At 72.0% G+C, this 7,792-nt stretch carries 7 protein-coding genes, 1 tRNA gene and 1 pseudogene; 5 read left to right on the top strand and 4 right to left on the bottom strand.

The window, feature by feature from the left end:
- Nucleotides 1-456 precede the first annotated feature (456 nt).
- On the bottom strand, nucleotides 457-1,473 hold the full coding sequence (locus A6Q79_RS07905) for an LLM class flavin-dependent oxidoreductase (protein WP_067856219.1): 1,017 nt from the start codon (nucleotides 1,471-1,473) through the stop codon (nucleotides 457-459).
- A 67-nt stretch (nucleotides 1,474-1,540) separates the two neighbouring features.
- On the opposite strand from A6Q79_RS07905, the gene A6Q79_RS07900 reads away from it, so the two are divergent.
- The gene (locus A6Q79_RS07900; protein ID WP_286690319.1) at nucleotides 1,541-1,993 is read left to right on the top strand and encodes a DUF952 domain-containing protein; all 453 of its coding nucleotides are present in this window, start codon (nucleotides 1,541-1,543) and stop codon (nucleotides 1,991-1,993) included.
- A complete protein-coding gene (locus A6Q79_RS07895; protein WP_144433702.1) occupies nucleotides 1,990-3,126 on the top strand; it encodes an EAL domain-containing protein in 1,137 nt (378 codons plus the stop codon). Before A6Q79_RS07900 ends, A6Q79_RS07895 begins: the two co-directional genes overlap by 4 nt.
- A gap of 322 nt (nucleotides 3,127-3,448) precedes the next feature.
- On the opposite strand, the gene A6Q79_RS07890 is transcribed toward A6Q79_RS07895, so the two are convergent.
- Nucleotides 3,449-3,520, bottom strand: a tRNA-Arg gene (locus tag A6Q79_RS07890).
- Nucleotides 3,521-3,601: 81 nt separating this feature from the next.
- Between A6Q79_RS07890 and A6Q79_RS07885 the strand changes: the two genes are divergently transcribed.
- The 3 genes from A6Q79_RS07885 (at nucleotide 3,602) to lysA (ending at nucleotide 7,083) form a co-directional block, all read left to right on the top strand.
- A complete protein-coding gene (locus tag A6Q79_RS07885) occupies nucleotides 3,602-3,874 on the top strand; it encodes a response regulator (RefSeq protein ID WP_317697587.1) in 273 nt (90 codons plus the stop codon).
- 135 nt (nucleotides 3,875-4,009) lie between these two features.
- Nucleotides 4,010-5,674 carry an arginine--tRNA ligase gene (gene argS, locus A6Q79_RS07880; protein WP_286690321.1) on the top strand — a complete coding sequence of 555 codons (1,665 nt, stop codon included), beginning with the start codon at nucleotides 4,010-4,012 and terminating at the stop codon, nucleotides 5,672-5,674.
- Nucleotides 5,674-7,083 (top strand): diaminopimelate decarboxylase, encoded by a 1,410-nt coding sequence (lysA, locus tag A6Q79_RS07875; RefSeq protein ID WP_286690322.1) that lies wholly within the window; start codon nucleotides 5,674-5,676, stop codon nucleotides 7,081-7,083. Before argS ends, lysA begins: the two co-directional genes overlap by 1 nt.
- Nucleotides 7,084-7,098: 15 nt before the next feature.
- Here the strand turns inward: lysA and A6Q79_RS07870 are convergent, their stop codons facing one another.
- Together A6Q79_RS07870 and A6Q79_RS07865 are read right to left on the bottom strand one after the other, a co-directional pair.
- Nucleotides 7,099-7,413 carry an AzlD domain-containing protein gene (locus tag A6Q79_RS07870; RefSeq protein WP_286690323.1) on the bottom strand — a complete coding sequence of 105 codons (315 nt, stop codon included), beginning with the start codon at nucleotides 7,411-7,413 and terminating at the stop codon, nucleotides 7,099-7,101.
- Nucleotides 7,410-7,792 (bottom strand): annotated as a pseudogene (locus tag A6Q79_RS07865) (hypothetical protein); the annotation flags it as partial. The pseudogene A6Q79_RS07865 and the gene A6Q79_RS07870, both read right to left, overlap by 4 nt.

Genomic DNA, 7,792 nt, shown 5'->3' with positions numbered 1-7,792 from the left:
TTCGTTTCTGCGTTCTTGACCCACCGTTCTGCGTTCGCGCGTCCTATCGGTGGATCTGCAACCGCAGGAGCCGTTCTGCGGTTGAAGATCCACCGATAGCGGGCTGCCGGCGCAGACGTCTCTGCGTTCGCGACGGGATCCCGTGACGAACGCAGAATCCTTGGGCCCCGACGCGCGAACGCAGAATCTTGGGTCAACCCCGTGCCCAACCCACAGCCCGAGACTCCAGACCAGCGCGGATGCCAGCCGCCCGGTCGAGGCCCTTTCGGAGAACACCCCCAGCGAGGGCCGAGGCAGCGCACCAGCAAGCCCAGACCCCCTGCGGGAGCGCTTCAGCAGGTCGAGACCCCTGCCGCAGCGCACGGCCAAGGTCACGACCACCGCAGGCAGCGCCCCAGCAACCACACCCCGACCCAGCCCACGCACGAAGAGGCGCGACCGCCAGGACGATCCCACTCAGCGCCAGCCCAGCTCCGGCGCGACGTGCTTCAGGATGCTCTCGACGACGTGGGCGTTGTACTCGACACCGAGCTGGTTGGGGACGGTGAGGAGGAGGGTGTCGGCGGCGGCGACGGCGGTGTCCTCGCGCAGCTGCTCGACGAGCTGGTCGGGCTCGGCGGCGTAGGTGCGGCCGAAGCGGGCGCGGCCGCCCTCGAGGAAGCCGACCTGGTCGTCGCCGCCCGAGCCGCCGAAGTACGCGCGGTCGCGGTCGTCGACGAGGGCGAAGATGCTGCGGCTCACCGACACGCGCGGCTCGCGCTCGTGGCCGGCGGCCTTCCACGCGTCGCGGAAGCGCTGGATCTGCTCGGCCTGGAGCTCGTGGAACGGGACGCCCGTGTCCTCGGTGAGCAGGGTGGAGCTCATGAGGTTCATGCCCTGCTCCGCGGTCCACTCGGCGGTCGCGCGGGTGCCGGCGCCCCACCAGATGCGGTCACGCAGGCCGGGGGAGTGCGGCTCGAGGCGCAGCCTGCCCGGCGGGTTCGGGAACATCGGTCGCGGGTTCGGCTCGGCGAACCCCTGACCCTTCAGCACCTCGAGCAGGACCTGGGTGTGCTGGCGGGCGAGGTCGGCGTCGCTCTGGCCCTCGCTCGGGGCGTACCCGAAGTAGCGGTAGCCGTCGATCACCTGCTCCGGTGATCCACGGCTGATGCCGAGCTGGAGGCGTCCGTCGCTGATGAGGTCGGCGGCCCCGGCGTCCTCGGCCATGTACAGGGGGTTCTCGTACCTCATGTCGATGACGCCCGTGCCGATCTCGATGCGGCTGGTCCGGGCGCCGACCGCGGCCAGGAGCGGGAACGGCGACGCGAGCTGCTGCGCGAAGTGGTGCACGCGGTAGTACGCGCCGTCGCCGCCGAGGTCCTCCACCGCCTCGGCGAGCTCGATCGACTGGTGCAGCACGTCGGAGGCGCTGCGGGTCGCCGAGTGCGGCGAGTCCGACCAGTGCCCGAACGACAGGAACCCGATGTTCTTCATGCCTGCGTCAAGGCGACGCGAGGGTGGCGCATTCCCGTCCTCAGGGTGTTCGTGGTCCCATGACCCCGTGACCCCCGACGGCGACGTTCCTCGACCGCCCAGCCCGACCACGATCCTGCACCTCGTCCCGGCGCCCGACTGGACCGCCGACCCCGACCGTCCGTACGCGCCCGCGTCGCTCGCGACGGAGGGTTTCGTGCACTGCTCGCCCGACGAGGCGACGACGCTCGCGGTGGCCACGGCGTTCTACGCCGACGCACCGCGACCGCTGCTGGTCCTGCGCCTCGACGTCACGCGGCTGCAGGCGGAGGTGGTGCACGAGGCGGCGTCGCCGGTCCCGCCGCCCGGGGTCAGCGACGACGTCCTCTTCCCGCACGTCTTCGGTCCGCTCGACCGTGACGCCGTCACGTCGGTCGGCGAGGTGGGGTGGGAGGGTCGCGTCGCGGTGCGGATCTGGGAGGAAGACCCTAGGATCACCTCCGAGACGACGGTTCGGGGTTCCGAGAGGCAAGGCGCGTGAGCAGGCTCAGGACGGACGCACGCACGGCAGCGACGGCCATGGTCGACCTGGTGCGTCGCGAGCTCGGTCTCAACGTCGCCTTCATCAGCGAGATCGAGGGCGACCGTCGCTCGTTCCGTGCGCTCGTCTCCGACGTCGACCTGCCGATCCAGGTGGGCTTCAGCGAGCCGTACGAGGGCACCTACTGCCAGATGATCACGAGCGGCCAGCTGGGCGAGGTCGTCCCCGACACGGCCAGCGAGCCGCTCACGGTCGACGCGTTCCACACGTCCTACCTCGGCATCGGTGCCTACGTCGGCGTCCCGATGACGCGCAGCAGCGGAGAGCTCTTCGGCACGCTGTGCGCCTTCTCGCGCGATCCGCACCCGGACCTGTCGCCGGCCGAGGCGGAGGTGCTGCGGGCGACGGCGGTGCTCATCATGCGTCTCATCGAGATGGAGGAGCAGGTCGATGGTCGGCTCACCGACCTGGCCGACCTCGCGGAGACCATCGACGGCGCCCTGGAGGACGCGACGATCGAGCTCCTGCCCGTCTCGGAGGTCGGGACCGGTGCGGTCGTCGGCCACGAGGCGGTGGCCCGCTTCGCGGACGGCCGCCCGTTCCGTCGGCGGCTGGGCGAGGCGCGTGAGGTGGGCCGTGGTGTCGAGCTCGAGCTGTCGGTGCTGTCACGCACGCTGAAGGCCGTCGAGGAGACGTCGGTGCCCGTCGTGAGCGTCAGTCTGTCGGCGGAGGCGCTGCGCGACCCTGCCTTCCAGGCGCTGATCGCCTCGATGCCGCCGTCGCGCCTGATGCTGCGCTTCGACGTCGACGAGACGATCGAGGACTACGAGGAGCTCACGGCGCTGCTGCAGCCGCTGCGGCGGCTGGGCGCGCGCGTCGCGGTCGACCGCGTGGGCGACGGTGCGGCCGAGCTGCGCCACATCCTGCTGCTCTCGCCCGACGTGCTGCGCATCGACCCCGAGCTGGTGCAGGGCCTGGCCGACGACGTCCGACGGCGGGTGCTCGTGGAGTCGATCGCGACGCTGGCCGCGCAGATCGACGCCGACTGCGTCGCCCTGGGCGTCTCGGACGCCGAGCTGCCGTGGATGGACGAGCTCGGCGTGACGCACGTCGTGCGCGGCACCTGCGACTGACCAGCCGCCCGAGCCGCCGCTCGGCCCGTGGGGTCGGGATCCGGACGAGCGTATCGTTCCTCGTGCTCCCGCACGCGGGAGCAAGGCGCCCCTGCTCTCCTTGTCCGAGAGCAGGGGCGCTGCTGCGCCGTCCGCATCCAGGGGTGGGCGGTCCGGCGCAGGCCTGAGCCTACGACGTCCGGCACCTCCGCGCTGCCTGGACGAGAAGAAATGTGACAGGCGTTTACACGGCCAAGGCCGGTGCGCTGAACGGGCGACACGACCGGGAGAGCAACCAGTGACCCGCCGCCAGGTGGCGACGGGTCCGATGCGCTGCGATGGGTACCCCCGGCAGGATTCGAACCTGCGCTCCCGCCTCCGGAGGGCGGTGCTCTATCCCCTGAGCTACGGGGGCCGGTGCACGGTTCCGCGGGTGCGGTGACCGGTCTGGCCGAGTGCGGTACGACCCTACCTCACGCCCGCTACGGTGGTGCGCGTGCCCACGGTCCTGATCGCTGACGACACCGCGTCGATCCGGTTCCTCATCCGCACGAACCTCGAGCTGGCGGGGTTCGACGTGCGGGAGGCCGTCGACGGGCTCGACTGCGTGGAGCGGCTGCGGGCCGCGGCCGACGCGGGCGACCTGCCCGACGTCGTCACCGTCGACGTCATGATGCCGCGGCAGGACGGCGTGAGCACCGTGCACACGATCCGGGCCGACGAGCGACTGCGCAGCGAGGCCTCGACGCGGGAGTCGACGCCTACGTGACGAAGCCGTTCGACCCCGACCACCTGGTGTCGACGGTCAACGACGTCATCCAGCGCCGCTCGCAGGCCTGAGGCGACGGTCGCGTCAGGGCTTCCCGCGGGCGGGGAGCGGCGCGCCGCTCGATAGGCTGGTGCGGTGACTCCCGAGCAGCTCAGCGACGTGATCGTGTCCGCCCTCCAGCGGCTCGTCGACGAGGGACGGCTCAGCCTCCCCGACGGCGTGCCCGCCCAGGTGCGCGTGGAGCGACCCAAGGTCAAGGAGCACGGCGACTACGCCACGAACATCGCGCTGCAGCTGGCCAAGAAGGCGGGCCTGAACCCGCGCGACCTCGCCACCGACCTCGCGGCGGTGCTTGCCGACCACGACGGCGTGAGCGCGGCCGAGGTCGCCGGCCCGGGCTTCCTCAACCTGCGGGTGGCCGCCGACGCGCAGGGCCAGGTGGCCGCGCACGTGCTCGAGGCCGGAGCCGACTACGGCCGCAGCGGGCTCTACGCGGGTCAGAAGGTCAACCTCGAGTTCGTCAGCGCGAACCCGACGGGTCCGATCCACATCGGCGGCGTGCGCTGGGCCGCCGTCGGCGACTCGCTCGGCCGGCTCCTGACGTTCGCCGGCGCCGACGTCACCCGCGAGTACTACTTCAACGACCACGGCGCCCAGATCGACCGCTTCGCCCGGTCGCTGCTCGCGTCCGCGCGCGGCGAGGACGCGCCCGAGGACGGGTACGGCGGCCAGTACATCCACGAGATCGCCGCCGACGTGGTGGCGAAGCACCCCGACGTCGCGTCGCTGCCCGACGCCGAGGCGACCGAGCTGCTGCGCGCCGAGGGCGTGGAGCTGATGTTCGCGGAGATCAAGGCGTCGCTGCACGACTTCGGCGTCGACTTCGACGTGTACTTCCACGAGAACGACCTGCACGCGTCCGGTGCCGTCGACCGGGCGATCGCGCGGCTCGACGAGCTCGGCAAGATGTACGAGAAGGACGGTGCCCGGTGGCTGCGCACCTCCGACTACGGCGACGACAAGGACCGGGTCGTCGTGAAGTCCGACGGCCAGCCCGCGTACATCTCCGGCGACCTCGCCTACTACCTCGACAAGCGCGAGCGAGGCTTCGACCGCTGCCTCATCATGCTCGGCGCAGACCACCACGGGTACGTCTCGCGGATGATGGCGATGTGCGCCGCGTTCGGCGACGAGCCGGGCGTCAACCTCGAGCTGCTGATCGGGCAGCTGGTCAACCTCCTGCGCGACGGCCAGCCGCTGCGGATGAGCAAGCGCAACGGCACCGTCATCTCCCTCGAGGACCTCGTGGGTGCCATCGGCGTCGACGCGGCCCGGTACGCCCTGGCGCGCTACTCGACGGACTCGCCGATCGACCTCGACCTCGACCTCTGGGCGAGCACGACGAACGACAACCCCGTCTACTACGTCCAGTACGCGCACGCGCGGCTGTCGAGCATCCTGCGGAACGCGGCCGACCTCGGCGTCGACCACGGCCTCGACCGCTTCGACCCGGGCCTGCTCGAGCACGAGAAGGAGGGTGAGCTGCTGCGCGCCCTCGCGAGCTTCCCCGAGGTGGCGTCACGCGCGGCGGAGCTGCGCGAGCCGCACCGGGTGGCCCGCTACCTCGAGCGCACCGCCGCCGCCTTCCACGCCTTCTACGCCGTCTGCCGGGTGCTCCCGCAGGGCGACGAGGAGGCCACCGACGTCCACCGCGCGCGTCTGGTGCTGGTCGACGCGACCCGTCAGGTCGTCGCCAACGGTCTCGGCCTGCTCGGCGTCTCGGCCCCGGAGCGCATGTGATGAGGGCCCACGAGGCGGGCGCGCTGCACGGGCAGGCGGGCGACCGCGGACCCGCGTGGCTGCGGCGCCCCGACGACGTCGACGCGCTCGTGCCGCAGCTGTGGGCCCGCAACGTCTCCAAGGTCGACGGCGTCGTGACCGTCGCCGGTGAGTCGGTCACCGACCTGGCCGAGGAGTTCGGCACGCCGTTGTACGTCCTCGACGAGGACGACTTCCGCACCCGCGCGCGGGCCTTCCGCGACGCCTTCGAGGGGTGCGAGGTGTACTACGCCGGCAAGTCCTTCCTCTGCGTCGCCACGGCCCGCTGGGTCGAGGAGGAGGGGCTCAGCCTCGACGTGTGCACGGGCGGCGAGCTCGCCGTCGCGCTGCGCGCCGGGTTCCCGCCCGAGCGGCTCGCGCTGCACGGCAACAACAAGTCGGTGGCCGAGCTGCGTCGCGCGCTCGAGGCGGGTGTCGGACGCATCATCGTCGACTCGCTCGAGGAGATCGACCGGCTCGTCGCCCTCACGGCCGAGACCGGTCGTGAGGCGGCCGTCATGGTCCGCGTGACGGCCGGCGTCGAGGCGCACACCCACGAGTACATCTCCACGTCGCACGAGGACCAGAAGTTCGGCTTCTCGATCGCCGACGGTGCCGCGTTCGAGGCCGTGAGCCGCATCGTCGCCGCCCAGCGGCCCGGCGAAGGCGGCCTGCGGTTCCTCGGCCTGCACTCGCACATCGGCTCGCAGATCTTCGTGGCCGACGGCTTCGAGGTGGCCGCGCGACGCGTGCTGCGCCTGCACGCGCGGATCATCGAGGAGCTCGGCGTCGTCCCGCCCGAGATGGACCTCGGCGGCGGCTTCGGCATCGCGTACACGACGCAGGACGACCCCCGCTCGCCGGCCGAGCTGGCCGACAGCCTGCTCGGCATCGTGCACGCGGAGTGCCGGGCGCTCGACGTCGCCGTGCCGCACCTGTCGATCGAGCCCGGGCGCGCGATCGTCGGCCCGACGACCTTCACGCTCTACGAAGTCGGCACGGTCAAGTCCGTCGGTCTCGACGGGGGAGCGTCGCGTCGCTACGTCGCGGTCGACGGCGGCATGAGCGACAACGTGCGGCCCGCGCTCTACAGCGCCGACTACTCCTGCACCCTCGCCTCGCGCCGCTCCGAGGCGCCGGCGGTGCTGAGCCGGGTGGTCGGCAAGCACTGCGAGAGCGGCGACATCGTCGTGAAGGACGAGTACCTCCCGGGTGACGTCGCCGCGGGCGACCTGCTGGCCGTCCCCGGCACCGGCGCGTACTGCCGCTCGCTCGCGAGCACCTACAACCACGTGCCGCGTGCGGCGGTGGTCGCGGTGCGCGACGGCGAGGCACGGCTGATCCTGCGCCGCGAGACGGAGGACGACCTCTTCGCGCTCGACGTCGGCTGACGACGCGGCCTGCCGCTACGGCAGGCCCGCGAGGCGCAGCAGGGCCGTCACGACCACCGCGACGGCCAACGTCGTCACCACGGAGGCGCCGCGCCAGGCGACCACGCCGGCTGCGGCGACGCCGACCGTGTCGGCACCGGCGTGCCACCGGTCACCGACCGCGAGCACGCTGGTCACCACGAGCGCGGTCAGCAGCGCCGGGGCCATGAGGGCGATCACGCCGGTGAACCGTTCCGGGAGGTCGCGACCACCGAGCAGCACCGGTCCGAGGGCCTTCACAGCGGCCGTCGCGACGGTGAGGCCGAGGATGGTGACCCAGATGGTGCTCACGAGGCCTCCCGCCAACGCAGTCCCCACAGGGCGGCGAGCCCCGCCGCCAGCACGGGCACGCCCGGGGGAGCGACGGGCACGAGTGCGAGCGCCAGCAGCCCGCCGACGACGGCCACGCCCCGCCGGTCGCGGTCGCGCAGCTCGGGCAGCAGGACCGCGAGGAAGAACGCCGGGTAGACGGCGTCGAGGCCGAAGCGGTCGATGCGCAATTCGCCGAGGAATGTCGGCAGGACCGACGCAAGCTGGCCGAGATTCGCGAGCATCGCGAAAGCGAAGCGCTGGCCTATTTTTCCGACCATGCGGAAGATTGGGACGAGCTTCGCCGCATGCATTCCTCCGATGAAGCGGTCGAGGCCGCGCCTGCACCCGCGCCGAAGCC

Source organism: Aeromicrobium sp. REDSEA-S32_B7 (assembly GCF_001626145.1).
Classification (GTDB): Bacteria; Actinomycetota; Actinomycetes; order Propionibacteriales; family Nocardioidaceae; genus Aeromicrobium; species Aeromicrobium erythreum.
The sequence above is the reverse complement of the archived record's forward strand: the minus strand, read 5'-3'. Positions and strand labels throughout refer to the sequence as shown.